Origin of the sequence: Undibacterium sp. Di24W (assembly GCF_049340325.1) — a bacterium.
GTDB lineage: Bacteria > Pseudomonadota > Gammaproteobacteria > Burkholderiales > Burkholderiaceae_D > Undibacterium.
In genome coordinates, this window is the sequence record NZ_JBMPOP010000005.1 from 29918 (window position 1) to 55087 (window position 25170).

General features: G+C 46.6%; 24 protein-coding genes. 3 read left to right on the forward strand and 21 right to left on the reverse strand.

Features of this window, described 5'->3' with window-relative positions; genetic code table 11:
- Positions 1-6: 6 nt before the first annotated feature.
- A complete protein-coding gene (locus tag ACO0KZ_RS11655) occupies positions 7-1269 on the reverse strand; it encodes an MFS transporter (RefSeq protein WP_422995331.1) in 1263 nt (420 codons plus the stop codon).
- A 285-nt stretch (positions 1270-1554) separates the two neighbouring features.
- On the opposite strand from ACO0KZ_RS11655, the gene ACO0KZ_RS11660 reads away from it, so the two are divergent.
- Entirely contained in the window at positions 1555-2370 is an 816-nt protein-coding gene (locus ACO0KZ_RS11660) for an AraC family transcriptional regulator (protein WP_422995332.1), read from the forward strand.
- Between the two features lie 52 nt (positions 2371-2422).
- On the opposite strand, the gene ACO0KZ_RS11665 is transcribed toward ACO0KZ_RS11660, so the two are convergent.
- The 18 genes from ACO0KZ_RS11665 to ACO0KZ_RS11750 form a co-directional block, all read right to left on the reverse strand.
- Positions 2423-5998 carry a PAS domain S-box protein gene (locus tag ACO0KZ_RS11665; protein ID WP_422995333.1) on the reverse strand — a complete coding sequence of 1192 codons (3576 nt, stop codon included), beginning with the start codon at positions 5996-5998 and terminating at the stop codon, positions 2423-2425.
- Positions 5998-7146 carry an FIST signal transduction protein gene (locus tag ACO0KZ_RS11670; RefSeq protein ID WP_422995334.1) on the reverse strand — a complete coding sequence of 383 codons (1149 nt, stop codon included), beginning with the start codon at positions 7144-7146 and terminating at the stop codon, positions 5998-6000. The genes ACO0KZ_RS11665 and ACO0KZ_RS11670 overlap by 1 nt, the downstream gene beginning before the upstream one ends.
- Positions 7147-7203: 57 nt before the next feature.
- Positions 7204-8274 (reverse strand): HD domain-containing phosphohydrolase, encoded by a 1071-nt coding sequence (locus ACO0KZ_RS11675; RefSeq protein ID WP_422995335.1) that lies wholly within the window; start codon positions 8272-8274, stop codon positions 7204-7206.
- Between the two features lie 222 nt (positions 8275-8496).
- Positions 8497-8850 carry a hypothetical protein gene (locus ACO0KZ_RS11680; RefSeq protein ID WP_422995336.1) on the reverse strand — a complete coding sequence of 118 codons (354 nt, stop codon included), beginning with the start codon at positions 8848-8850 and terminating at the stop codon, positions 8497-8499.
- Between the two features lie 164 nt (positions 8851-9014).
- A complete protein-coding gene (locus tag ACO0KZ_RS11685; RefSeq protein ID WP_422995337.1) occupies positions 9015-9458 on the reverse strand; it encodes a protein tyrosine phosphatase family protein in 444 nt (147 codons plus the stop codon).
- A gap of 152 nt (positions 9459-9610) precedes the next feature.
- Positions 9611-10798 carry a sterol desaturase family protein gene (locus tag ACO0KZ_RS11690; RefSeq protein WP_422996029.1) on the reverse strand — a complete coding sequence of 396 codons (1188 nt, stop codon included), beginning with the start codon at positions 10796-10798 and terminating at the stop codon, positions 9611-9613.
- A gap of 253 nt (positions 10799-11051) precedes the next feature.
- Complete coding sequence (locus tag ACO0KZ_RS11695) at positions 11052-11423, reverse strand: nuclear transport factor 2 family protein (RefSeq protein WP_422995338.1); 372 nt, start codon at positions 11421-11423, stop codon at positions 11052-11054.
- A 54-nt stretch (positions 11424-11477) separates the two neighbouring features.
- On the reverse strand, positions 11478-11942 hold the full coding sequence (locus ACO0KZ_RS11700) for a hypothetical protein (RefSeq protein ID WP_422995339.1): 465 nt from the start codon (positions 11940-11942) through the stop codon (positions 11478-11480).
- Positions 11943-11987: 45 nt separating this feature from the next.
- Complete coding sequence (locus tag ACO0KZ_RS11705) at positions 11988-12653, reverse strand: phytanoyl-CoA dioxygenase family protein (protein ID WP_422995340.1); 666 nt, start codon at positions 12651-12653, stop codon at positions 11988-11990.
- Between the two features lie 50 nt (positions 12654-12703).
- Complete coding sequence (locus tag ACO0KZ_RS11710) at positions 12704-13267, reverse strand: hypothetical protein (protein WP_422995341.1); 564 nt, start codon at positions 13265-13267, stop codon at positions 12704-12706.
- A gap of 125 nt (positions 13268-13392) precedes the next feature.
- Positions 13393-14148: a substrate-binding periplasmic protein gene (locus tag ACO0KZ_RS11715; protein ID WP_422995342.1), complete on the reverse strand. Its 756-nt coding sequence runs from the start codon at positions 14146-14148 to the stop codon at positions 13393-13395.
- A 171-nt stretch (positions 14149-14319) separates the two neighbouring features.
- On the reverse strand, positions 14320-15792 hold the full coding sequence (locus ACO0KZ_RS11720) for a sulfite reductase subunit alpha (RefSeq protein ID WP_422995343.1): 1473 nt from the start codon (positions 15790-15792) through the stop codon (positions 14320-14322).
- Between the two features lie 28 nt (positions 15793-15820).
- Entirely contained in the window at positions 15821-16180 is a 360-nt protein-coding gene (locus ACO0KZ_RS11725) for a hypothetical protein (protein WP_422995344.1), read from the reverse strand.
- Positions 16173-17156 carry an FAD:protein FMN transferase gene (locus ACO0KZ_RS11730; protein ID WP_422995345.1) on the reverse strand — a complete coding sequence of 328 codons (984 nt, stop codon included), beginning with the start codon at positions 17154-17156 and terminating at the stop codon, positions 16173-16175. The genes ACO0KZ_RS11725 and ACO0KZ_RS11730 overlap by 8 nt, the downstream gene beginning before the upstream one ends.
- 180 nt (positions 17157-17336) lie before the next feature.
- Positions 17337-18158: a DUF4198 domain-containing protein gene (locus ACO0KZ_RS11735; RefSeq protein ID WP_422995346.1), complete on the reverse strand. Its 822-nt coding sequence runs from the start codon at positions 18156-18158 to the stop codon at positions 17337-17339.
- 34 nt (positions 18159-18192) lie between these two features.
- Positions 18193-18705 carry a DUF2271 domain-containing protein gene (locus ACO0KZ_RS11740; RefSeq protein ID WP_422995347.1) on the reverse strand — a complete coding sequence of 171 codons (513 nt, stop codon included), beginning with the start codon at positions 18703-18705 and terminating at the stop codon, positions 18193-18195.
- An 80-nt stretch (positions 18706-18785) separates the two neighbouring features.
- Positions 18786-19421, reverse strand: a complete 636-nt coding sequence (locus ACO0KZ_RS11745; protein WP_422995348.1) for a PepSY-associated TM helix domain-containing protein — start codon at positions 19419-19421, stop codon at positions 18786-18788.
- Positions 19422-19615: 194 nt separating this feature from the next.
- Positions 19616-20308: a Fe2+-dependent dioxygenase gene (locus ACO0KZ_RS11750; protein WP_422996031.1), complete on the reverse strand. Its 693-nt coding sequence runs from the start codon at positions 20306-20308 to the stop codon at positions 19616-19618.
- 230 nt (positions 20309-20538) lie between these two features.
- Between ACO0KZ_RS11750 and ACO0KZ_RS11755 the strand changes: the two genes are divergently transcribed.
- Both ACO0KZ_RS11755 and ACO0KZ_RS11760 read left to right on the forward strand, forming a co-directional pair.
- The gene (locus ACO0KZ_RS11755) at positions 20539-22839 is read left to right on the forward strand and encodes a catecholate siderophore receptor Fiu (protein WP_422995349.1); all 2301 of its coding nucleotides are present in this window, start codon (positions 20539-20541) and stop codon (positions 22837-22839) included.
- 163 nt (positions 22840-23002) lie between these two features.
- Entirely contained in the window at positions 23003-23461 is a 459-nt protein-coding gene (locus tag ACO0KZ_RS11760; protein ID WP_422995350.1) for a ferritin-like domain-containing protein, read from the forward strand.
- A gap of 77 nt (positions 23462-23538) precedes the next feature.
- Here ACO0KZ_RS11760 and ACO0KZ_RS11765 read toward each other — a convergent pair whose 3' ends face one another.
- Together ACO0KZ_RS11765 and ACO0KZ_RS11770 are read right to left on the reverse strand one after the other, a co-directional pair.
- Positions 23539-24792 (reverse strand): DUF2325 domain-containing protein, encoded by a 1254-nt coding sequence (locus ACO0KZ_RS11765; protein ID WP_422995351.1) that lies wholly within the window; start codon positions 24790-24792, stop codon positions 23539-23541.
- Positions 24793-24817: 25 nt separating this feature from the next.
- Positions 24818-25144: a hypothetical protein gene (locus tag ACO0KZ_RS11770; RefSeq protein ID WP_422995352.1), complete on the reverse strand. Its 327-nt coding sequence runs from the start codon at positions 25142-25144 to the stop codon at positions 24818-24820.
- Positions 25145-25170: the final 26 nt, after the last annotated feature.

Consider the following 25170-nt stretch of genomic DNA (forward strand, 5'->3'; position numbering starts at 1 on the left):
CGGTTCCTATGCCTTTTTTCGTTTGTTCCGAGTATTGCTACCGACGCCTACCGCGGTAAAGATAGCGAGCATTTGAAATAGACCTATACAGGCAAAGACCCAACTCGGATGATGTGCGTCCATTATGGCGCCGAATAGTGCTGGTGATACAGCCAGACCGATATCGAGCCCCGAATATACAACGCCATACACACGGCCAGTTGCATTCTTAGGTGAGGCAGCACGGATCAGAAGATCACGAGATGGGCCAGCAATACCTGCGCCCAAACCAACCGCGCCCATCATGATGACGGCCATACTGCCTGACACCCAACCGGTCGAAAGTAACAGAGCAACAATCGCAGAAAAAGAAAATGCCACCGTAATCGTGCGGTCATGATCGGTGGTTTTGGCTGCGATAAAGCCACCCCAAATCATGCCGGCAGCGGAGGTCAGCATGTAGGCAGTGTAGGCCGCAGTCGCCCAAGCTAATGACATGCCATACACATCGCGCAAGGCGGTCGCTGAGAAACTTTGTATGCCGCCGATTCCCATAGAAATCATGAAGAAGAATAAAAAACACATCCACACTGCGGGTAGGCGGAGAAAATGAAACAGACTGTTTTCAGCGCTATTCACTTCAGTGTTGTTCTTTTCTGCGGTAGTTGCTTGTGGTTTCGGATCGGTGTGTAAGAGGTGGCGATAGCTAAATAGTATTGCCAACACGATCAGCGGTAATGCAGCGGCGGCCATTAAAGCGATACGCCAGTTGTAGAGGTTGGCCAGTGTTACCAAAAACACGGGCGCTGCCGCCCAGCCCAGATTGCCACTGATGCCGTGCACAGAAAATGCGTGACTCAAACGCTGCGTAGTAACGCACTTATTGAGGATGGTGTAATCGGCTGGGTGAAACACACTATTGCCTAGGCCGGCCAACATAGAACCTAGCATTAACATCGTATAGTTCGGTGCAACCGCCAGCACGACTGCCGATAACGCGAGGCAGCTAATGCCAAAAAATAGAACAGCTCGGGCGCCAATCTTATCAACGACGAATCCTGATAAGGCCTGGCCGATACCAGATACTACAAAAAATGCGCTCATCAGCAGACCAAGTTCTGCATAAGACAAACCAAATGCTTCCTTGAGCCATGGAAACAGCGGAGCCAAAATCATATGGAAGAAATGTGAAATACCATGCGCCAAACCAACTAAGCTGATCACCATTGCATCTTGCTTCATGCTGTTTGGTAATTGTGTGTGTGTTTGGTTGGCGGTGATGCTAGTCATAATTAATTGCTTTCTGTTGGCGCTTATCGCGTGACGGGAATTTGACGTGTTTGAGGCGAATCGGGTGTTAGATACCTTGAGCGTGCTTGGACTAAATCGTCGAAGTCCAGTGCTTGTTAATTGCGATTACATTTATTTAAAGTAGTGTAAGTAAAAATGGCTCGTCTGTTTTAAGATAAACAGTCATAATTTATTCTAAATGCGCCAATTCTCCGCTTTGTCACCCCTTGCTAACATAATTGGTAGCTAATCCAGTAAGTAGCTTTTTAAAAATCATTATCAAAAATGTTGCAAGTACCCATTACCCATACCGGTTCACCGCCTGTTAGCTTATCCCCAACGCCTGCACGTCCGGTACGTGTAGTGGCACGCGACCTCGGTGCTGATGAATTACTCAGTGCTCACCAACACGACTGGGGGCAGGTGACTTATGCGATTGATGGTGCGGTCCAAGTAAACGCTAATCATCAAACCTGGTTTGTCCCGCCACAGCGAGCTATCTGGATTCCCGCTCACGTTGTGCATGAGGTGCGAACGCTAGAGCGTGCCAAGTTAAGAGCCATTCACATCGAGAAATCGGTGCTACCTATCAGTGGTGACGAGTGCGTGGTGTTGGAGGTGTCAGGCTTGATGCGCGAACTAGTGCGCTGTTTGACAGACTTGGAACTCTCACAAGATTATCAAAAAGGTGATGTCCTTCATGCCCAACGTGAAGCACATTTGGCTGCCTGCTTATTGGATGAATTAGCTCACGCCGCGCCTTTACCCTTGAACGTGCCTATGCCACGGGACAACCGCTTGCGTAGCTTGTGCGAAATCTTAATTGCAGAGCCAGCCTCCCAGCTCAGTCTCTATGACCTCTCAAAACAAGTCGGCGCATCGGAACGCACCTTAGCGCGATTATTCCAGAGCGAAATGCAAATGAGTTTTGGGCTGTGGCGTCAGCAAATGCGGCTGGCACGCGCGGCACCTCTGATTGCAAGCGGGAAACCCTTGTCTGTGGTGGCAGCAGAACTGGGTTATGCGAGTCAATCGGCTTTCTCTGCGATGTTTAAAAAAACCTTCGGGCAATCGCCATCACAATTCTTTAAAACTTCTTAACATAGTTTTGATTAGCTAAATTGAAGCGGGTTTGAGTATGTTTAGCTTGTGATTAAGAGGGATGCTCCTCCAGATACTTCCTGAGAGCGATTTTAAGAGGCTCGATAAATTCGCGCATCTCTGCAAACAAAATTGTGGTGTCGTCAAAGTCGTTTTGTTTTCCTTTAAGTTCCAGCGCCTTCGCCAATGCTTCGATAGGCTTGGCATTAAAGTTGCCGACCAGGCCTTTGAAAGTATGAGCACTTCGGTACAGTAACTCGGCATTCTTATCTTGAATAGCCGATTGTATTTCCTCAACTTGGCTATCGCAGCCTTCCAAAAACATAGGAGTGATAATTTGTATGATTTCTTCATCACCGCCTAGCATTGCTTTGGTAAAGTCGAAAGCATCTGTACTTAAGCTTAGTCCCTCATCCAAGGCATTCTCTGCAGTTGACAATGTTTGCTCGTCTGCTTGAGTCTTGATTGTTTTGTGTGATGCAATTAGCGTAATAAGTTCTTTTAAACTTTCTGATTTGATCGGCTTTGATAAGTAGTGGTCCATGCCCGCTTCAAGACAACGTTCTCGGTCGCCTTGCATCGCGTTTGCGGTCATCGCGATAATCGGAATGCGCTGTTCTAGTGGTTCCAGGGTCCGGATTATTTGCGTTGCCTCTATCCCGCCCATCTCCGGCATTTGCATATCCATGAGTATGAGGTCGTAGGGGGTAGTAGTCGCACTTGCGGAAAATTTTTCAATGGCAATTCGTCCATTTTCTGCGATATCAGGGATATGCCCCCATTTTTTGAGAAGATTGATAGCAAGTTTCTGATTGATTGCATTATCCTCTGCGACCAAAACGCGCAAGCGCGGCTGCCCAGCGTGCGTATCATTGGCAGCTAAATTAATATAATGAATAGCACCTGTAGCGACCCCTTGGAACACGGCATCGATGGCAATCTGTAATTCTTGTTGACTGATGGGTTTGCGAATGTAACCGGCAATGCCTATAGATTCACAGCGTTGGGCATCATCTTGCGATGCTGCGGACGATAGCATCAGCATTTTTGCGCTACCAGACAGTTGCCGCTCGATGATTTGTGCTGCAAGCGTAAAACCGTCTATTTCAGGCATGCAGGCATCGAGTAGAATTAAGTTAAACTGCCGCTGAGTCTTGGTGTATTGCTGTAGCATATCCAGTGCCTCTTTGGCGCCACTAGCCACTTCGACATTCATTTGCCAATTCAGTAAAGTGTCGCGAATGTAGCGTTGATTGATGGCATTATCATCGACCACCAAGGCACTCAATCCTTGTAAATGCATGGCTTGTAAAGGACTCCTGCTTGCGGAACTCACGCCAAAATCGGCTGAGAAATAGAAGCAACTGCCTTGATCAACTTCACTCTGTACTTGCAATTTTCCATTCATCGCTTGTACCAATCTAGATGAGATGGATAAGCCTAATCCGGTACCGCCGTATTTGCGGGTAGTTGACGCATCGGCCTGACTAAATGGTTGAAAGATTTGAGCTAGCTTAAACTGCTCTATACCTATACCTTGATCAGTTACTGAGAAATGGATGCGCGCGGTATCATCAAGCAATTCAACCAAATTGATGTCGATCGTGATCGTACCCTGCTCGCTAAACTTAATCGCATTGACCAGTAGATTGCTTAGAATCTGGCGAAGTTTTCCCGGATCGCCAATCAAAATTTCAGGTAGCTCAGGATCAATCTGATACACCAGTTCTATGTTCTTTTTGTCCGCCCGGATTGCAGACGCTTTGAGCATCGTGGCGATGAGTTCGCGGATAGGAAACTCGATTTTTTCCAACGTGAGTTTGCCGGACTCGATTTTTGAAAAATCCAAAATGTCATTGATGATAGCCAGCAGTGAATCCGAGGACACTTTGACTAATTCCAAGTATTCACGTTGCTGAGGTGCGAGTTCAGTATCCAAAGCTAACTCTGTCATGCCTATGATGCCATTCATTGGGGTCCGAATCTCATGACTCATCGTGGCTAAGAATTCGCTCTTCGCTTTACTTGCGTCTTCTGCGCCTACTTTGGCACGGATTAATGCTGCTTCGAATTCTTTCCTGCTTGTGATGTCACGGCAGGAGCCATAGATGCTGCCATCCGGTAATAGCGCAGCGTTCATTTCCACGGGCACCGATCCACCCTCTTTTTTGAGTAAGTGTATCTCTTGACGGATAAATTTTTCAGACTGCAACCTAACGGTGAATGTCTGTTTGGAAACGGCCCGGTATTGTTCTGGCAGTAGTTCGTAAATGCTGGTTCCAATCAATTCTTCACGAGTAAACTTCAGTAGATTTAGTGCCAGGTCGTTGACGTAGATCCAACGTTCGTTTTTGTCAGCGACAAACACCGCGTCAGCCGCATTATCCAAGATCATGCGTTGTTTATGCTCGCTGTCGCGCAGCGCTTGGTCGGCGGCAAGTCGAGTGCTAATATCTTGGAACGCAGCGACGGATCCTACAATTTCGCCATTTTCAAATATGGGGGAGGCGACGATGGAGATAGGAATCAAATCTCCAGAACGATGCCGGAAATATTCCTGATCCGAACGGAATACCTGACCTGTACTTACCGCACTGTTAATCGGACAAGCTGCGTGTTCTAGATATTGACCATCCGGTGTTTTTGAGTGAATAACTTCATGCAGATTCTTACCATGTACTTCACTCAATGGCCATCCTAGAATTTTTTCGGCTTCTGGATTTAAAAACGAACAGTTTCCTGCCGCATCTAAGGTATACACACCTTCGCCCAAGGTATTCATGACATTTTGCAATAGTTGCTTGCTGGCCTCGATAGCTTCTTTTAACAAGCGTTCTTGGGTAATATCAGTTCTGATAGAGATGTATTGATAGGGTTTTTTATCTAAGTCGAGGAAAGGGACTATCGTTGCGTTTGTCCAATACATGCTGCCATCTTTGGCGCGATTGCGTATGTCGCCATGCCAGACTTTACCTTGCGTGATCGTACCCCACATCGCGGCAAAAAATTCTTGAGTATGTAGTCTGGAATTGACAATACGGTGATTGCTTCCCAGTAGTTCTTCACGCGTGTATTGGCTTATCTCGCAGAATTTATCGTTCGTATAAATCAGATTGCCGGCGGCATCCGTGATGCTGACAATGGCATGTTGATCGAGCGCGAACTGCTGATTCTCAATGGCCGCCAACGCCGCTTGTAATTCATCGCGGGTATTGAGTATTTCACTTACCAAGCCTGCTAAAAGTGTACTGATATTTTCCAGACTGTCTTCGTCAGCCAGACGTTTCCCTAATTGCGCGAGCACTTCATTCGTCGTTCTGCGCAGGGTTTGCATGACATGCTGGCGTAATTCCGCTTCATGTCGCAAAGTTTGATTAGCTGCCATTAATTCGTCGGAACTTAGCTCCAGGCTACGTTTGCCTAAAGCTAAGTCCCGGTCAGCTTGCTGATAGGCTTCATCTGCCTGGGCGAAAAAATGTCGTATCCCTTTTAATGCAGTTCGTGCCGTATCGCTTAAGCCACTTGCTTCGGTAAGGTTTTCAAATTCTGCGAGCACTTCTGACAGCTGCTCTTCACTTTGAATGCCGAGTAAGCGTTTGTATTGCCTTAACGATAGTTTGTGTGGCATTAAACACTCTCTGCTAGATACGTGATCGTCATAGTTTGGTTATGGAGACTGCAAGCCTTAAGTTGATAGCCGGGACAAATTTCGCCATTCGAGTAAAAGCCACATACCACGGTGTGCTCGCCCAAAATTTCTTGTACCGCTTCAACTTCCTCATCGACGCGGCCGCCCATGACTAATTTACGTCCCACGCAACTCACCAGTAAACCCAAGGCTTGACCATCTTTTTGCGTTACGCTGTCGATCGTCGCATTCGCCGCGATTTCAGCACCATCCACCAGATCATTGGTATGGGCGTGCATCAACCTTAAATAGCCTTCAGGATTGATAACACCCGCCAATATCAGACTGCCGTCATCTTCATTGACACCCAATATGGTACGAATTTGTCCTAAAGATTCTTGCGCATCGCTCAGCATTTCAAAGGGGAACAACAGACCTGATCCTGGCAAGTCTTTGGCATATTCACCCAAGTATCGTTTGTACACTGCTAATGCGGGTTCACCATCCAGTTCATATAAAATATTATCGATACAACGAGTCACTTTGCGGGTCGGTCCAAACGGCTTCCAGCCGCCAAAGCTGCCGTGAGAAAATATTAATTTTTCGCCAAAAAAGCTGATGCCTACAATACTTGAAGTCGAGACGCCCGCATTTGAGAGTGTGTAGGTTTTAGTGAATGCACCGTCGTCGCCAGCTAGTCCACCTGTAATCGGTAAAGTCTTACCCAAGCGATCAACCATACCTTCGATCATCGCGCTGCCGTTAATATCGACGCCCTGACCGAAAACAATGACGGCTTGTGGATCGCCATTTTGTAATTGTTCTGCGAGTAATTGCCCGGCATTAAAGGAATTATCCATCCCCTCAATGGCGGCGGTCGCTACTTTAAACGTGGTCGAGTTGAAACGAATCGCGCTAACTACTGTCGTGTGGCTCAGTACGCCTGAACCGACGATCTCGCCGGCCGTACTGCAGCCAACTCGCTGCGCATGGGGAAAATACTTTTCGAGTGATGCCGCCAAGATAGGGTTGGCAAAATGCTCGGTATAACCAAACACCAGTACCAATTGGGGATCAAAGCTGGCTAAATCTGCTAGCTTGTCGATATCTGTCTTGAGATCTTTGAGTACCAACTGAAGTATTTCCATTTTGTCCCTCTTTCGGTTTGAATTGGATGGATGACCAGTAAAATTTGTAAGCTAGATTCAATAAGAGCCAAATGATTTTGTGTCTTCGCTTGCCTCTTGATAGCGTTCTTTAATTTCCATGACTTTAGAGAAGTCGAAGAAAAAGGCATTGATGCACTGCGGATCAAAGTGTTGCCCGCTACCTTCTTTCAAAAAATTGACGGCACGGTCGATGTCCCACGCTGGTTTATAGGGACGCTCCGAAGTCAGTGCATCAAATACATCCGCTACCGCGACTATGCGCGCAACTAAGGGAATGTCATTGCCAGACAAACCTTGAGGATAACCGCTACCATCGAATTTCTCATGATGGGACAGTGCGATCAACGCCCCCATTTGCAAGGTCTCTGATGCACTGCCATCGAGAATTTGATAGCCAAGGCTGGCATGAGTTTTCATGATGGAAAATTCGTCAACGCTCAATTTACCTGGCTTTAGTAAAATATGATCTGGGATACCCACTTTGCCGATGTCATGCATAGGCGCGGCTTCCAGAATCATCTGCTGCATCTCTTTGGCTAAACCGAGATGTTCTGCTATCAGGCGAGAGTAATTCGCCATTCTTACGATGTGGGCACCGGTTTCCGGGTCACGTGAATCGGCGGCTTTGCACAGACGCAAAATGGTTTCTTGTTCTCGCTCGCGAATTTCTAACGTGGCTTTCCGAACTTCCGCATCGAGCCAGCTGGCACGGTTCTCCAAATAGCGCTGGTTGCGTCGTAATGCCAGCATATTTTTGGTGCGCGCTAGGAATTCAATTTTATCAACGGGCTTGATCAGGAAGTCATTGGCGCCGACTTCTAAGGCTTCGTAGCGCAAGGCCACCTCGTCATTAGCGGTTATCATGAGCACCGGAATATCTTGGCAATGCGGGAACAGACGAAACTGACGAATAAATTCTATGCCATTCATCACTGGCATCATGTAATCGACCAAGACCAGATCAGGCGTTTGATCTTGGCACCAGTCAAGTGCTAAGTGGGGGTCGAGAAAGCTGAGGGAAGAACAGTTCTCAAGTTTTTCCAGTAAACGACAAATCAGTAGCACATTAATCTGTGCGTCATCGATGACCAAGATTTTCATTTCCATTGAACTGCTCCGGTAACCATACTATAAATTGAAACAGTATCGCTTTAACTACGAAGAACTCAAACCTTGCTAACTACTGAAAATGATAGCCTAAATAGGCCACGTTTATCGATGGTGAGCGAAAAAATTAAGAATGTTTTTCAAATAGTGTCTTTTTCTGATTAGCAAGAAAGTCTAAGCATAGAATACAGCTTACTAATCAACTTGTTACTTGAATTATGGTTAATTTTTTTGCTGTTTTTTGCCTTTGATGTGCGCATGCATACTGATAGCTACGCAAACTGCACCGAGCATAATAATCGTGCTGTGTGAATTGGTATGATCTTTGATTAAGATGAGATTTGCTACGCCTACACTCATTAACACGATAGCCCAAGTCAAAAAGCTAAAACGGCGCAAAACGAATACGGAGGCGGGTTGCGCATACCAAATTAGACCAAGACTAATTACTGGCAAAATCAGTAAGACGTTGGTGGCAAGCTGACTAGCTTTCAGCGGATCTGCCATGAGCGCTAACAATAACGGTGAACAGGCTAAGCCGGTCATCATGGACAAAATCAAGGAAACGATACTCAAGAATAGTTTTTCGCGCAGCATAATAGGGTGAATTAAAAAGCAATAAGCCTCAAAAGCAGGTAAGCGCAGCATCCTAGCAAAAAAACGTTGGATCTAGGAGATTTCTTCTTGTGGCTTGAAACAACTAGAGCAAAAAATTAAGAAATCAAAGCTAAAAATAAAACTCAATACGGCTCAAACGCGATGTTCGCTTTTTGCAACTGTTCGGTGATGAGTCTCTTCCAAGCGCCGCTTGGTGACCATACTCGAGCTACAGACTCGTAAGCTAGCTCTGGTTTTTCGTGTCCAAAGATGACGCGATACAGAAACGTCATACTCGAAGCGCGCATATTGACCTGGCAATGGACTAATAATTTGCGATTGCGAAATCGGTTCATCGCATCGACGAACGCATCGAAGTCCGCTTGTGTTGGGTTGCCAAACTGTATCGGTATATTGACGAATTCCATGCCCTGACGCCGGATAATTTCTGCTTCGCCGGGAACCGCATCGGATGAAGTGGGCGGTGCCAAATAGATCAGGGCCTCAAATCCTTGTTGTGACAAGCTGCTTAGCGTTTCTAAATCAGGTTGCCCCGAAGTGAATAATCGAGTTGAGATTGGTACCACGTTCGGCGCTTGAATTCGTGTCTCTGCGGCCTGAGCAGACCGACACACCGGAAGACAAGTGCCTGACGTGAGAACGAGAAAAATTCTACGGCGCCGATTGAAAAAGGTGTGCATGAGTTGAGCCTAAGTTTGTTTGCAAAGCAGGTACCAATTTACTTCTCGGATTCACGCATTGCGGCATCTTTTTCTCGTTGGCGTTTACGGCGTTTTGAACGCAGTATCGCTGCCGTACCCGCCCGATACGGATCGACGTGAAAGGGAAAGCGTTGCTGCGCCATAAAGCCTTCAGGCATGTAATCACCGTATACGCCGTAGTGTTCTGGAAAACCTTTCTGTCCTTTGATCGCGGTACCAAACAGATGATCGAGGAAAGAAAAATGGGCAGCGTAATTTTTATCGATGGCGATATCGTCAGACGAATGATGCCAATGATGAAAGTCAGGGGTCACGATTAAATACTTCAATGGCCCCCAATTGACGTGCACGTTCGCATGATTAAACACGGCCTGAAATCCAACCACGATAATGTAAATATCCATCACCGATTTTTCAAATCCCAGTACATACAAACTACCTAATACCAAAACACGGGTCGCGATTAATTCCAGCATATGCATACGCGAGCCAGCCAGCCAATCCATGGTCTTGGTGCTGTGATGCACGGCATGGAAACGCCAAAAAAACGGGACCTCGTGATAAGCACGATGCGTCCAGTATTGCGCCAGATCTGCGACAAGAATACAGAGTAAAAGTTGCGGTATGAAAGGAATTGCTTGCACCAGCTCTTGCGCCGCAGGAATAGCAATCCAGCCAAAAATTTTGTGAATCAAAAAATTGACGGTCAATAGAGCCAAACCAATAATGAAATGATTGACCGCAAAATGCACCAGATCAGTCTGCCATTCTTTTCTAAAAATAGGCTGTCCGCGATACAGCGGCAATATTTTTTCTAGGCCGACGAAGATTAAAGTCGAGCCTAACAAATCTAAAATAAACCAATCCAGACCGATGTAAGGCGTGTGATCAGGAAAGTCCGCAACGGGGACATGGGAGCCGCCAAGCGCCAGACAAGCTAACACTAACAGCCCTGCCACACCATTAATACTGCGTGCGCGTTTAAGCAGTAAATTCACTAGACTGATTGAGCCTGAAAGGACCAAGGCGGCAAACATTAAATGCCGGATTAAGTCAGGTGAATACTTTTGGCGTAATTCTGGTGTCGTTAAGTACTGTGGGAAGTGAAAAGCTAGCACGCCTAAGAAACATAAAATTGCAAGGCCCAATGCCCAGACGCCGCTGACGATGCCATAACCTTTCTTGAGTTCGCCGTCCGCCGTCATTAGCTTGGCAGTATCTTTAGCTGCGCTGGTGATTACTTTGACCGGGCTGACTATTTTCTCTGTACTGTGTTTCTTCTGCATAGTTTTCTCGTGATCCTATGTTAACTAAGTCGTTTTTGTTTTTGTCGCACAGTATAAGTGTTTAAAAGGCAAAACAACAAAACTACAAAGAAATAATCAGCTTCGAATTTAATCCCTATTCAAATAAGTGATAATCAAACCGATAATCGAATCGAAAGAGTAAGCGAGATCATTAGTCAGCTGCATGTAATGTTTTGTCTCCGATTGCAAACGACGCACGTTGAATCCGTCCATCAATTACTTCATAAATACAAAGCATTTCTATCGTACCTTTGCCCTCGGGGAAGTTACGTGTGATCAGCTCGACATCGGTGACCATATTCCCCACGACCATACGGGATATCAGCTTGGCATGCAGATCAGGCTCAACAAAGCGCGACAGATAACGGTCACGCATTTGTGCGTGACCGGATGCCAGCATTTCACCGTGTAAGGTAAATTGCTCAGCGTTAGGCGCATAGCTAGCCATTAAGGCGTCGATATCTTTACTGTTGTAAGCGTCGAGTTGTCTTTGTACGACGGCAAGGGGTGAATTTGTTCTCATGGTGGGTTCTTCTAAAATTGTGTTCGTCTGCTTTTAGACAGTTGGAACAAAGTTTTACGCGGGTACTTGCCAGGTTCGACGTATGCGTTCAATGAAATTGAATAGTGTGATCGCAAAATAGATACCCAAAGCGCTCCATCCTAGGTAACCCCCTGGTAACAACGTACCAAAGCTCGTGAGGCGTAGCAAAATGAAAGCGGAGCCCAGGCATAATAGAATTTCGCTTAGACGTATTGATAAGCTCTGTTCTACTTCAGGGCGGAAAAAAGCGAGAAGCGTAAAGAGAACCGGCCAAAAAAAAGCAACGCCATTAGTCAGCGTCAATAGCGCATCGTCTTTGTCCATGCGCGCCGCAAAAACAATGCCGTCACTTTGTCTCACCTTGGCGTTCTGATTACTTTGGGTTGGCGGGTCTTTACTGATATTTTGTTCTGGTGTTGAACATTGTGACAGAGGCAAAAAGAAGGCGATCAATAAGCCAAGTGCAGCCAGACGCTTTAGAAATTTAAGTGTATTCAAAATGTGCTCCTTATTGATTTTTTTGGTGAGCTATCCACAATCAAACTATTCCCAAAAAATACCCTCGGGTAATGGCCAGTTGCTAAACTCAAAATGCAAAACACGTCGATTGCCGGGAATGATACTTTTATTTGATGCATGCAGCAAATGCGGACGCATGACGAGCGCTGCTCCTTGATTTGCTTCACAATAAAGCGCTTCATTTGCCGCCACGATGCCGTTGATCTGTTCGGGCGATAATAGCCCTAACTTATGGCTATCAGGAATCACTTTCAGACAAGCGTTTTCTTTCGGTGTCGCATCCAGATGGATCCGTATCGTTACCATTCCCTCCAAGACTGCTAACGGTGGCTGCACGTGTAAGCTGCCGTCCTTGACACTCCAGGTACGCCAGCCGGCTGCATCAAATTGTTTGGAAACTGAAACGGTTTTGTCCTGATGCCAGCTTACGTACCAGTTTGCTGCGGCTGATTTATTAAATAGGATGGCTCGCACTAAAGAGGCACCAGCAGGTAAAAAAATCTGAGACTTATTTTGAAATTCGGTGCTATTTAGATAGTCCGCGATGGTAGTCAATTTTTTATTGATGTGTCTGACGCCGCTATTGATACTCAGGTTCGTGGATTTTTCGATTTCGCTAACGATCATTTTCAGCCAATGCTGAGAAATAAAATTGTCGACGAGCTCAAATCCATTTTCAAAAAAATGCATCGTAGGCTGCCCTCTGTTTTTCGGCGGAAGAATCTGGTGAAAGAATTCGTTTAATCATCTTTGTTGTAACGACTTAGAGATGATTTTAGCTGTGCCAATAATTGTCGTGTGAGTGTTTCATTAAAATGAGACGAGCGAGGATTCATGAAGCCGTGATGCGACTCTTGGATGATGCTGCAGTCAACCTGCGAGCTGACCAACTCGGTTGCCAGTTTTTTTGGCTCGAAGGAGGATTCATGCTCGGCAAAAATAAGAGAAGTCTTGCAACGCGGGATAAAAGATACGTGGTCTCTAATTCGAGAACCATAAAACAACTGAGCGTAACTAGCGGGATGACAATTTTGACTGGCGATGTGTAGCCATAGACTACTTGCTCCAACACTAAATCCAATTAGCAAGGCAGGTGATTGCCCTACCGCTTCTGCAATTTTTTGTTGGTAAGTTACGAGACCATTTTTAGCATGGAAGACTGTCACTGCTTCTTGCTCTGTGTTGTAGGGACAAACATCTTTGTTCCACGGCGACAGAAATTTAATCTCATCGCCATAATCGTGAAACAAGGCTTTCAGATCATCGTTGATGCCATGTATATCACTGGCGACTATGATTTGCATATTCAATTGCCCTGGGAACGTCGTAGTGTTTGAACTCTGTGAATAACTTGTTCGTCATTCAACATGTGTACGAACAGATTTTTTCCTGTCTTTGAGAGATGGGTAATCTTTAGCATTAAAAAAATTTACTGCTCGTTATATTTCTTCAAAAGTCTAAGAAAACTTTTGTCCTTCTTCATATCCTCTAAGGCGCTATTCCATTGAGCAACGATGGCAGCATCGGTGTTTTTTGAAACAGCAATATACAAGGAATTTTTAAACAAATCGTAGGCTAGTTTGACATCTGATGCCTGGTAGCCTGCTAACTTTGCTGTAATGGAGACCCCTTTTTTTGCGTCGGCGTAGGCGGCGATGCGGCCTATCATTAATTTTTTAAAGCTAGAAGCGACTGAGCTGGCTTGATCGAGATTGGTGAAGCCTAATTTGCGCAGAGTTTGGTCGCGGATGTCGTCTCGATACACGCCAATTAGGCCAATTTTTTTTGCGTCCTCAAGCTTATTAATTTGAATGGATGAATCCGCTTTGATATACAGACCATATTCTATAGTGAGGATGGGGCCTATCCATTGATAGAGCTGTTCTCGTTCTGGTGTCCGCGCCATTGTGAACAGGAAACTATTGGGCTCTTTGTTCAGTTTGTCTATCCCGCGTGACCATGGAACGACCTGGATGCGATCTCTATTTCCAATACGTCTTTGGATTTCTTGTACAACTTCAACAGTCAATCCGGTTAGCTTTTTATTTTCGTCATAAAACTGCAGTGGCTTGTCGTCTTCGCAGTATAGGGACAATACGGGTGTGGCGGGACTCTGCGCACTCACTTGCGCATTCAAACTTAGTAGGCTGGCCGATATCAGGAGATTTTTTAGTAGGCCCATCATTTAGCATTTATCTGGACTCTTGATCGGTAACATACCAAGATCCATAGAGATACAGAATTAGTGAAGCAGAAGCAAAGGAAGAAGTCGTTTTGAAGCAATTTCCATTACTGTGCGGTGTGCTTGGGGGATTAACTATAGCTAAATTTTTTCTGATAAGCAAACTTTCAGGTTTTAATATACATCGCGTCGATAGAGGCCTTCTTCACGCATGCGTTCTAAACCGGCTTCTCCCAAGATATCTCGAAGTGCTGCATCGACACCGCCAGCCATGCCTTCTAGGCTACCACAGACGTAAATAGCTGCACCTTGTGCTACCCATGTTCTTAATTCGATAGCTTGTTCGCGTAGTTTATCTTGCACGTAAAGGCGTTGCGTTTGATCACGCGAGAAGGCAAGGTCCAGTTTGCTTAAGGTGCCATCGGCTTGCCATTCTTCGATTTCTGTTTGGCAGAAAAAATCCTTACTCCGATTACGTTCACCGAAGAATAGCCAATTTTGATCCGCGCCATGTTGTGCGCGATGTTTGAGGTGTGCGCGTAATCCAGCGATGCCGGTGCCGTTACCAACCAGGATGAGTGGGCAATTATTGACCGGTGAATGGAAGCTACGGTTGCTGCGCAGGCGCAAGGCTATCGTGTTGCCGATATCGGCGTAATGGGTGAGCCAGCCTGAACCTAGCCCTAAGCTGCCATCGGCTTGCTGCATTTGACGTACGATGAGTTCGACCGCACCGTCTTGTGGGATGGATGCGATTGAATATTCTCGGTGTGGTAAGGCCTGATCACTACCTGGGCGACGTGGTAGGATTTCCGCGATGTCGCCTGCTTGCCAACTACTAGCTGGAGTGTCGGCGCTTGGTTTGATGCGTAGTTGATAGACAGGATTCCCCTGACTATCAGGATTGAGTAGGCGTCGTTCGCTCAATATCCAATTTTCGTATTCCGCTTGATGCCAATCAGCGAGGTCGGTGTGGCCACTGAGCACGCCCAGATGGTGTTGCCAATGGCGCAGTGCGCCGTCGTCGCCGTTATCCACTTCTACTGTATCGAACAGGGTTTGCGCACCTTGTTGATGTAGCCAGTGATCGAGTTGATGCCCGAAGGCGCAGTACGCTTGGTAGTTGCGGTCGCCTAGTGCGAGCACGGCGTAGTGTAGTTGTGTGAGTTTGAAATTTTGCCCCATCACATTGCGGGTAAATGCGGCGGCGCTGTCGGGGGCATCGCCTTCGCCAGTGGTGCTGACCAAGAACAGAATTTTATGTGCTTGTTGTAATACTTCGGCATTAAGTTGACTGATGTTGCAAAGTCGCGTTTGCATGCCGCCTTGATGCAGACTGTTTTGGGTTTGCGTGGCGAGTTGTTCGGCATAGCCAGTTTGACTGGCGTAGACGATGAGAACTTGTTCTTGGTTGATGCTGCTTAAGTTCACATCGTTCTGATGACTGGATTGATGGGCGCGTTTGTGCCTGACTTGTATCCAGTAATAGAAGAGGGCATAGCTGATCAGCAAGCTGAATGCCGTGCTTAGACGTGCGGCGCTAATGCTCAAGTGTTGATCTAATGGTGCGAATAGGCATACCACGCTGATGCTTAGGGCTATCAGTAGTAGAGCGTTTAGTCTTAGTTGTTTTTCTTGTGACTGCATTTTTTTTGGTGAGTATAGTTTTTTTAGCTTAATAATGCTGGCGCTGGTCGGGGGTGGCCCGACGGCCACTCACTTTTCTTGCTTCGCCAAGAAAAGTAAGCAAAAGAAGGCGACGCAGGTATCGCTGCACTTCGTGTGCCCAATTGTGCATAACAAAAAATGGGAAAGCCATGAAACTCGCCTGCCCCTTGCAGGGCGCATCTACGCTTGCACGCTTAGATCGTAACGCAGGCAATGTGCTTGCACATTGAAACCCCTGCTCAACTTCAGACAGCAAGGCTTTCTTTTTCCATTTTCTGTTACACACAATTGGCAGCGCTACATGCGATGAAAACGGTGGCTCGACGGCTAACCCGTAGCTATGCTTTTGCGTCACTGTTTCATTCATCTAAATCCTCTTCCATCATCGCAAGAAACGCAGGACTCATGTGTTGGCTGTAGCCATTTTTTTCGCGCACGATAAAGCGTGCTGCGGCGTGTAGTTGTTTGGCGTAGCGCATGCCTGCTTCCAATCCCATAATGGTCATTGCTGTGGCAAGTGCGTCGGCGATCATGCATTCCGGGTGCAGTACGGTGACTGAGGCGACACCGTGTTGTACTGGGTAGCCAGTGCGTGGGTCTATGCTGTGTGAATAGCGATGGCCCGCTACTTCAAAATACCTTCTGTAATCGCCTGAAGTGGCGATGGCGATGCCGTGCAGGGCCGCTACACAGACCGGACTGCTCGATTCTGGCAGGTTTTCTAACTCTACCCACCATGGCTGTGCATCTGGTTTGCAGCCTAAGCCACGTAGTTCGCCACCTACTTCAACTAGATAACTTTTTATGCCTGAATCTTGCAAATAGCGCGCTACTTGATCTACGCCGAAGCCTTTAGCCGTCGAGCATAAATCGAGGTGGATATTGCCGGGCTGCAGGGCGCTATGATTGTCCGCGTTGAGTCTTATTTGCCGCCATTGAGTGAGGTCTAGCGCATGTTTGATTGCTGGCGCGTCAGGTGTCGTACTTACTTTTCCCAGTGGGCCGAAGCCCCATAAGTTGGCGAGATGTCCTATGCTCGGGTCGTAGGCGCCTTGGGTCTGTTCAGCGACGAATAAGCTATGTTGTAATACTTTGAAAAAGTCTTCTGGCAGCACTTGCCAAGTATTGCCCGACGCTCGATTGAACTTACTAATGTCAGAATCAAACTCCCACGGGCTCATCTGTGCGACGACTTGATCTAATTGCGCTTGTATTCCGGTTTGTAGTTCCTCGCTACTGAATTTTGTATCAGCATAGCACTGTACCTGCCAATGAGTTCCCATCGTAAAACCACGCAGATCCAGATATCGCATGCCAGCATCAGGCATGCTTGGTTGACTCATGTTGAGCGGGATGAGTACTTGTCTTTGATCAGGGATAGTGGAAGTAAGCGTAGTCACAAGGTGTTAGAGGAATGGCTGTAGATGAAAGGAAGTAGGCATTAAGGATGATGCAAATGATGATGCCAAGGAATCCTGCGCGCCGGTAAAAAGAGTGCGGCGGCGCGCTGTGACTCGCGGAAACTACTGTGGCATGACTTCTAAAGTCGCGATGTAGCTGGCGCGACGTTCTTTAGCAGCGGGGATCGCTGCTTTATTGTCGCTAGTACGAGCTTGCAGCCAATACATGCCTGCGCCTTGCCAGTTAATTTTGATTTTTCCGTCAGCGTCGCTGGTATAGGACTGTTCGCCTAATTTCTGGCGATATCGTGCGCCGCCTGCAATGACGGTGACTTTTACACCTGCGACAGGTTTACCATCTAACAGGAATTGGAAGCTAGCTGGTTCACCATCAACGATGTCATTCGGATGCGATATTGCTTGTAACTCCAAACCTTTTCCGTTCGGTTTGAGTGCGGTGTTGTTGGGATTGCCGTTGGTGACAAAGGTTTCGATACGGCTTTGGTTTTGGAAGACTTGTAATTCTTCTGCATTTGCAGGCACTTCTTTTGCAAAATTCTCTGCACTGCCGCGCCAGCGTTTCGGCGCACCGTTTTCTTTGTAATTAGCGATCAGCATATCGTTGACGATACTCACTTTGTAGGTGCCTTGTAGATTGGCGCGCAGGTCGAAACTATTCCTTAGCTTACCTAAAGCAGTGCTTTCTGGTTTGACGATGCTGCCGTCGGCCGCAGTAATAATCAGGTTGTCAATGCTAAGCGTATTGTGGTCGAAGTAAAATAAATTTTCACCGACTGCAGCATCAAAAGTAATCAGTGGCGCGTTACCTGAGTTTAGGGTCATGCCAGGCAAGATAAATGGACGGTCGGCTTGAGCGTTATAGCTCACTAGTAAAGTAGTGCACAGAGCAAGTGATATGGCGATAGGAAGGGCGATACGTTTCATGATGAAATCCTTAGACTTGTATAGAGTAGGGAGATTATTTCTTAACCTGAACACTGACTTTGCCAAGTTCGTTGCTGCCTTGTGCTGTCACTGCTGGACTCTCTTTGCCACCCCATTGAAACGGAACTTTCAAAACTTCACGGCCTCCACCTTCACGAGCGGCTTCGACGATTAAATTGTATTCGCCAGCAGGCAACTTTTCTAAGGCAGCACTATTGCCCGAGAAGTTCACCGTATGTTCGCCAACTATGCGGGTTGCTGCGCTGACGCCATCAACCGGTAATGTCAATTCGCGGCCTGTACGACGCCACCATTGACGCAAGTCCTTAAGCCATTTGACACCTTGGTTGTTATTCTTTTTGACGTCATACCAGACTTGCAGATTTGCTGCCATCGTTTGATCTGGACGCTCGATCCAAAGTGCGACATAAGGTTTGTGATATTCCGCGACATCGAGTTTGGGTATCTCGACTTTGACCACAAGCTCTGCAGCCATAGCGGAAGAGCCGAGTAAAGTGGTGATAGCGAAGGGGAGAATCTTTTGCATAAGTACCTCGTCAAGGAGCGATCTAGTTAGTTGATTTAAAAATGAGTAAGTAAGAAACGATTAATTAAGGAAAACAGAAATCAATGGATAAACATGACGGCCAATAGCATGGGTGTCAGCAATCCCAGTACGACTAGTGGCCAAGTTAAGGCTCGATTATTGGCATGCATTTTTAGTAGAAATAGGCCAGTAATGCAGAAAATTAAACAAGCTACAGCGAAGACATCAATAAACCACGACCACGCTTTGCCCGTATTGCGGCCTTTGTGCAAATCATTGAGATAGGCAATCATGCCGCGCTCGGTTTTTTCGTATTCCATGGCACCGTCTTCCAGATTGACTCTTAGCCAGGCATCGCCGCCTGGTCTGGGCAGCGCAATATAAATTTCTTCAGGTGACCATTCTGCGACTCTGCCTTCGACATCAATTTTTTGATTTTGTTCTAGCCATTGTTTGACGCTGGCCGGTAATTCTTGATTCGCGCCTTTTTTTGTACGTTGCGGGACCTCTTTTACCAGTTGGTTTACGAGCGAGTTAGGCAGCGTGGCTTGTTTTTTACTGATAGAGGGATGAGCTTCGATATCGCCAGCATGGTTTAAAGTGAATCCCGTGACGGAAAACAAGATCATGGCGATCAGGCAAATAGCAGAGCTGATCCAATGCCAGTTATGTAAGTGTCGTAGCCAAAAGGCGCGTTGTTGTTGAGGTGTGGGCACGTTGTTTTTGTTCTGAAGTGTAGTTAAGATTTTTTGTGACTAAATATTTTTACTGGCAAATAAGTTTGCTTAGCGTTGCTGCGAAGTTATAAACAATATGTGGCATTTTATTTGAGAAGCATTCGTATTCGAACGAATCTTGGCAATTGTTTTGTATCACTTTGTTACCCTAAAGTGAAAAGCGTAAATCGACTTTAGGTTTCCGCCCACATACGAACTAAGTTGTGGTACTGGCCCGTCAAGCTAAGCACTTCGGCGCTATCGCCTAATAGACCCCGTAAAATTTGTATATTTTGATCCATCTCAAACAGCATCCTGCGGCGCGCATCGTCACGTATCATGCTCTGCGTCCAAAAAAAGGAGCACACTCGCACACCGCGTGTCACCGGCCTGACTTGGTGCAGGCTGGTTGATGGATATAAGATCAAATCGCCCGCAGGTAGTTTCACCTCATGCGTGCCATAGGTATCGACGACCTCTAGCTCGCCGCCATCATACTCGTGCGGGTCGCACAAAAATAATGTGGAAGATACGTCGGTCCTTAATTGATGGCCTGCGCTATCTCCAGCATTCGGTAATTGCCGTACTGAACCATCTACATGCAAACCATAATATTCACCGCCCGCATAGGCATTGAATAGTGGTGGAACGATACGTAAAGGTAGGGAGGCTGAGAAGAAGAGAGGGTGTTTTTTTACAGCCGCTAAAACGATTTCCCCTAGTTCTATACTGACTTCCGCGTGCTCTGGCAATTGCCGGTTTTGTTTGACTTGTGCCCCTTGTGCTCCCACTGTTTGCTTGCCATCCACCCAGTCTGCCGCTTCCAGGCGGCTACGCAGATAGTTGACTTCTTCAATACTTAGTACAGCAGGAATGTGCAGCATCATGATCGATATTTTTTGCCAATTGAGTGAGTAAGTGTGTCGCATTGTAATCAAACTCTCCCGATAAGTAAATAAGAATCATTATCATTTAGTTCTTGCAAATCTAAATGAGAACTATTATTATTTGGATAGATATTCGTTTAGCCAGCCACAGATACTGCCCCCCAAGTAGTTTTCCCCAGCCAGCCCTCTCTCATTATTCTGTTCTAATTTATTTTCTCCGGAGAAATTCTGTGGTAATTATTCGTAGTCGAAAACATTCAAAAAACGCAGTTCAAATAAGTCAAACACTGTTCACTTTGGCTGCACTAGTTGCACCTTTATCTGTTCATGCACAACAAGGCACGCCAGCAAAAACGCAAGAAACCGCCCAAGAAAAATCTAAAAAAGAATCAGCGCTACCTGAAATAAAAGTACAAGGCTCACAAGATGTGCCATTTAAGGCCGATGTATCTAGCTCCAATAAATTGGTAAAACCATTGTTAGAGACACCGCAAATGGTGTCGGTGATCAAGAAAGAGCTGCTGCAAGAGCAGGGCGCTTTCAATATGATGGATGCTTTGCGCAATACGCCGGGTATCACGATGCAATTAGGCGAAAACGGCAATACTAGCGCTGGTGATACCTTCCAGATGCGAGGTTTCGCAACGCAGTCTTCTGTGTTTGTCGATGGTGTGCGTGATCTTGGTGCTGTGACACGTGATACTTTTAACGTAGAACAAGTTGAAGTGGTGAAAGGCCCTGCTGGCGCGGACGTAGGTCGTGGCGCGGCATCTGGTTACATTAACCTGGCATCGAAAGTACCAACTTTAGAAGATGCGATTAGCGGCAGCGTTAGCATCAATAACGGCAACAATAAACGTATCACGGCTGACATAAATCAGAAAATTGGTGACACAAGCGCGGTACGCCTGAACGTATTCAAACAAGCGGGCGGCGTAGCTGGGCGCGATCAACTAGAAAATAATGGCTATGGTATTGCGCCATCAATCGCTGTAGGTTTGGGCGAAAAGACGCGTGCCTATTTCTATTCGCAACACATACGCCAAGACAATGTGCCTGATGGCGGCATCCCAACGGTTGGGTTGAAGGGTTTTTACAATGCCAATGCAGCGCTGATGGCAGCACCTAAAGTGCGTTCCAAAAATTACTACGGCAGCGTTAATGATTTTGAAAAAGTAGAAGCCGATATGGCGACGGCGAAGTTCGAATTTGATCTAAGTGGCAACACGGTTTTGCGCAATGTAACGCGTTATGGTCAGTCATCCATGAAGCGTGCCTTGACAGGTATTTACAGCTTAGCGGCAACAGGTGCACAAAATACGTGGACGGTCAGTCGCATTCGTCAAGGACTTGATCAAAGCAATGATATCTTTGCCAATCAAACGAGCCTCAATAGCAGTTTTGATGCAGCTGGCTTTAAGCATAGTTTATCTGCGGGCGTTGAATTATTACAAGAGCGCCAAACCACAAATACGATGGCTGTCGCAACAGGTACTGTAGTTCCTGCCGCCAATTTATATCAGCCTGATGCCAATACAGTGTTACCTGCACTAGTAAAGAATGGCGCGAGCAGCGACGGTCAAACTAAGACTGCCGCCTTGTATATATTTGACGCAATTGACGTGAATGATGATTGGCAATTGAATACCGGTTTGCGTTATGAGCGTTACAGTACCGAAACAAAATCTGTGAGTTTGTCTACTGCTACAGCTAATCCCACTTTACCTGTTGGTACCTTGATCCCAGCAAAAGTAAACAAAAACGATGATTTGCTGAGCTGGAAATTAGGTACAGTGTACAAGGTCGCAAAAAATGGTCGCTTGTATGGTGTTTATGCGACTTCATTGACGCCACCAGGCAGCGCTAACTTCTCTTTGAGTAGCGCAGCGAATAATGTTAATGGCCCACTCGCAGATCCACAAAAAACGACTAACTTAGAACTCGGTACTAAGTGGGATTTGCTAAACAAATCTTTAGCGTTCACGGCGGCTTTCTATCGCACGGATAACACCAACGAGATCGTTCAAGTCGATGCGGTGACAAACGTCTTCTCTCAATATGGGAAACGTCGGGTTGAAGGTGTCGAACTTGGTTTGGTGGGGCAGGTCAATCCCGATTGGCAAGTCACTGCAGGTGTTGCAACGATGAAGACCAAAGTATTGCAAGGTTCAACGGGTAATAATTCGGCAGGTGCAGCAGCACGTTGGTCGCCTGATTTAACAGCCACTTTGTGGAGCAGTTATAAAGTGGCACCAAGCTGGACAGTCGGTGGCGGCCTTCGCTATACCTCTGAACAAAAACGTATTGTTGATCCTAGTGTCAATGCTGCCTTGCAAAACCTACCTTCGATTGCATCGAGCTGGGTAGCGAGTGCGGTGATTGGTTATCAAGCAACACGCAACTTATCTTTGCAATTGAATGTGAATAATTTAACCGATAAGGAATACGTGAGCACTTTGAATAACAGCGGTGCCCGTTACACCGTCGGTAGTCCACGTACGATCGCATTGAGCGCGAACGTATTGTTCTAAAATTATTAAAAAGGCGACGACAAGCCCACGTCATTGAATATGACAGGCTTGTCGTTTTACGTTTACATAGGCAGGTAATTAGGTACACAATGCTCCAGCGTTTAGCGTAGTATTTTGGTGTTCTATTGTGTCGTGAAAACTTCGAAAAATCAGGAGAAATAACATGGATAATGTAAAGAAACAGCAGGCGATTGATGCACTCAATCACATTATGGAATTAGAGCTTGCCGGCGTGGTCAGATATACGCACTACTCGTTGATGGTGTATGGCTATAACCGTATTCCCATCGTCTCATGGTTGAAAGGGAATGCCGATGAAAGTTTGGCGCACGCCCACAAAGCGGGTGAATTAGTTACCTTGTTGGGTGGCCATCCTTCATTAAAGATAGGCGCACTGTTAGAAACAGAGCAGCATGATATTGGCGACATCTTGCGCGAAAGTTTGGATCTCGAAACCACCGCTTTGTCGGCATATTACGCCCTGCTTAAAATCGTCGAAGGCGGCTCGGTTTTGCTAGAAGAATATGCGCGAGAAATGATCGTGGCAGAAGAGTTGCATTTAGATGAAGTGAATAAGATGCTGCGTCGCCCTGGCGCAATTGAAGTGTTTGAAGCGAGCTGATAAGCTTTGGCAGAAAGCGAATGTGGTTCAACATCAATTGACACCTAACATTCGCTTTCAAGATACTACGTTCAACTTTATTTTTCAGTCGAGCTCACTTCTTCAGTGATCTGTTCCAATCCTCGGGCGAGCGACGACACGCTAGGGTTCTCTACAAACACGCAGCGTTTGCCAGTGCGCTTACAAAATTCTTTGACGCGCCAATAAGCATTGTGGCTGATGCAACCGGTCTGACAGATTACTAAATCGGCTGCGGCGAGGTTGCTATCGAGTAAGCTTTGATTGTCTTCCATGCCGCCGTCGTGATGGGAGAAGCGACCGCCCACGCGTTCAATCAAATCGCGATAGCTAGCGACATTGCCGCTGCGACCACCGACACACAGTACATTTTTTTGCTGCAATTGAAGGGTGATGGGAATAGTGCGGTGTCGCTGTGTTTGTCTCGTTGTGTTCACGCTTGATTGTGTATTGTCGTTGGCGACTTCGGGCGATTCTGGTCTGTTATTGTGAGCTAGCTTGTATTTAAGTTCTCGAATCTTTTGTTCTAATTCGGCTTGTCGTACAGTCATGCGGTCTAATTTGTGCTGTAATTGTTGGTGACTGACTTTTTCAGTTGTTTGCTGTTTTGGACTAGCATTTTTTAATGCCTGTAAATCTGTATTCAGATAAGCGATGATGCTGTCTTTACTTATGCACTCGGCGCGCAATTGAACCGTGTGACGTTGTAGTTTTTCAATTTCCAACGCTTTCTCTTGCATATGCCGGGTGTGTCGTTCCTGGTGGCGCGCGATCTCTCTGGCAAGGATGGCGTTTTCTTCTAGTATCGCATTGAATCGAACGATATCGGCACGTACGGTTGCGCCGGCCTGATGTTGCAACATGTGCATATCGCGACACATGCCTTCCTGCAAACCAATGTCGCATAGAGGATGTGTGAGTCCAGCCCAGAACGCACCCGCCACATCACCTTGATAGATCGCCTCCAACCATAATTGAGTTACGGCGCTGACCGTTTTTGCTGCCCGAAATCGTTTGATCGTCAGTGCATAACGCTGTTCCAAATCGTCTTGTAGCAACTCAGAAAGCCGATTGCGATGGCTGCTTTCAGCGATGGCACCTACATGAATTTCGTAGTCATCCGCTTGAGCCAAGCCGCCGGCAGCTTTGCCTACTAGACGGCGCAAGACCGCGAGCGGGATACATACACCGATCACAGGGCAGTGTGTCTCTCGCGATAGATCCCACAAGCGACGGCGGCGCGAACCAAGTGGTTTTTCTGTGTGCCTGTTTTCGCTCTGCTGTTGATGACCAGATTCATGTTTGTCGCACATGGTAAGCCTCCTTTGCTGAAAAAGATTAGTGAACTTTGTCTGACGTGCGGGAATAGATGTTGTCTTGCATAAGCGCCTCGTGTAAGGCGTTGCTAGGGGCGCGTAGATCATCCACTTGGTTTGATTTATCGGATGAGAATCTTTGTGCTTGCTCTATGGTGGCTTTTGCTTGCCTCACCATCTTCGCTAATTCACCGAATGCCTCAAGATCGAAGCGCATAGAGATGGATTGTAGAGAAAGGTGAACCACGCCACATTCGGGGCAGATCATAATTTCGCCAATTTTACTGTTGGCAATACTCAGGTGTTGGCAGGTATTGTTAGATTGCGCTTGCGTGGCTGATGGCTTCATGGGTAGAACCTCGGTAAAAGTAAATT

Excerpts from the sequence above, each read along its gene's own strand:
- ACO0KZ_RS11655 (WP_422995331.1), bottom strand. The coding sequence starts at position 1,269 with ATGACTAGCATCACCGCCAACCAAACACACACACAATTACCAAACAGC.
- ACO0KZ_RS11660 (WP_422995332.1), top strand. The coding sequence starts at position 1,555 with ATGTTGCAAGTACCCATTACCCATACCGGTTCACCGCCTGTTAGCTTA.
- ACO0KZ_RS11665 (WP_422995333.1), bottom strand. The coding sequence starts at position 5,998 with ATGCCACACAAACTATCGTTAAGGCAATACAAACGCTTACTCGGCATT.
- ACO0KZ_RS11670 (WP_422995334.1), bottom strand. The coding sequence starts at position 7,146 with ATGGAAATACTTCAGTTGGTACTCAAAGATCTCAAGACAGATATCGAC.
- ACO0KZ_RS11675 (WP_422995335.1), bottom strand. The coding sequence starts at position 8,274 with ATGGAAATGAAAATCTTGGTCATCGATGACGCACAGATTAATGTGCTA.
- ACO0KZ_RS11690 (WP_422996029.1), bottom strand. The coding sequence starts at position 10,798 with ATGACGGCGGACGGCGAACTCAAGAAAGGTTATGGCATCGTCAGCGGC.
- ACO0KZ_RS11695 (WP_422995338.1), bottom strand. The coding sequence starts at position 11,423 with ATGAGAACAAATTCACCCCTTGCCGTCGTACAAAGACAACTCGACGCT.
- ACO0KZ_RS11705 (WP_422995340.1), bottom strand. The coding sequence starts at position 12,653 with ATGCATTTTTTTGAAAATGGATTTGAGCTCGTCGACAATTTTATTTCT.
- ACO0KZ_RS11710 (WP_422995341.1), bottom strand. The coding sequence starts at position 13,267 with ATGCAAATCATAGTCGCCAGTGATATACATGGCATCAACGATGATCTG.
- ACO0KZ_RS11715 (WP_422995342.1), bottom strand. The coding sequence starts at position 14,148 with ATGATGGGCCTACTAAAAAATCTCCTGATATCGGCCAGCCTACTAAGT.
- ACO0KZ_RS11720 (WP_422995343.1), bottom strand. The coding sequence starts at position 15,792 with ATGCAGTCACAAGAAAAACAACTAAGACTAAACGCTCTACTACTGATA.
- ACO0KZ_RS11725 (WP_422995344.1), bottom strand. The coding sequence starts at position 16,180 with ATGAATGAAACAGTGACGCAAAAGCATAGCTACGGGTTAGCCGTCGAG.
- ACO0KZ_RS11730 (WP_422995345.1), bottom strand. The coding sequence starts at position 17,156 with ATGAGTCAACCAAGCATGCCTGATGCTGGCATGCGATATCTGGATCTG.
- ACO0KZ_RS11735 (WP_422995346.1), bottom strand. The coding sequence starts at position 18,158 with ATGAAACGTATCGCCCTTCCTATCGCCATATCACTTGCTCTGTGCACT.
- ACO0KZ_RS11740 (WP_422995347.1), bottom strand. The coding sequence starts at position 18,705 with ATGCAAAAGATTCTCCCCTTCGCTATCACCACTTTACTCGGCTCTTCC.
- ACO0KZ_RS11750 (WP_422996031.1), bottom strand. The coding sequence starts at position 20,308 with ATGATGCTGCACATTCCTGCTGTACTAAGTATTGAAGAAGTCAACTAT.
- ACO0KZ_RS11760 (WP_422995350.1), top strand. The coding sequence starts at position 23,003 with ATGGATAATGTAAAGAAACAGCAGGCGATTGATGCACTCAATCACATT.
- ACO0KZ_RS11765 (WP_422995351.1), bottom strand. The coding sequence starts at position 24,792 with ATGTGCGACAAACATGAATCTGGTCATCAACAGCAGAGCGAAAACAGG.
- ACO0KZ_RS11770 (WP_422995352.1), bottom strand. The coding sequence starts at position 25,144 with ATGAAGCCATCAGCCACGCAAGCGCAATCTAACAATACCTGCCAACAC.